Origin of the sequence: Aquisphaera insulae (assembly GCF_011064615.1) — a bacterium.
GTDB classification, from domain to species: Bacteria; Planctomycetota; Planctomycetia; order Isosphaerales; family Isosphaeraceae; genus Aquisphaera; species Aquisphaera insulae.
Map to the genome: position 1 here is coordinate 1 of NZ_JAALJH010000280.1, position 362 is coordinate 362.

At 70.2% G+C, this 362-nt stretch carries 1 protein-coding gene; it reads right to left on the reverse strand.

Annotated features, from left to right (window positions below; genetic code table 11):
* Positions 1-260: hypothetical protein (locus G6O54_RS37650; protein ID WP_205679206.1), on the reverse strand; the 260-nt coding region annotated here is incomplete at its 3' end.
* Between the last annotated feature and the right edge of the window lie 102 nt (positions 261-362).

The following is a 362-nucleotide window of genomic DNA, read 5'->3' on the forward strand; positions in this document are numbered from 1 at the left end:
TTGCGATTCGCCTCGCCATCCTCGTCGGGGGCAAGTTCCGCGCTCATGAGCGCGGCGGGGACCGCGTCCGCGGCGAGTGCGGCTGGAACCAGGACATCGGCGCCGGGCCTCCCGGTGGGCGCGGGCGAGCCGGCGAGGACCTCCTTCACCTCGTCCGGACCTTCCTCGAGCACGACCCCGACCGGAAGCGGGTCCGGCGGCGGGATCGATTCCAGCTCGATCGGCTGGGACCTCCTCTCCAACAGCACGCCGGCCAGCATGATGTCGTTCGCGTATTTCCCGGTCTACGTGGTGGACTGGAACAGCGGCCTGACGCTCATGCCGGGGGTCTACCAGGCCGCCACCTACGGCAGGGCGGTTGA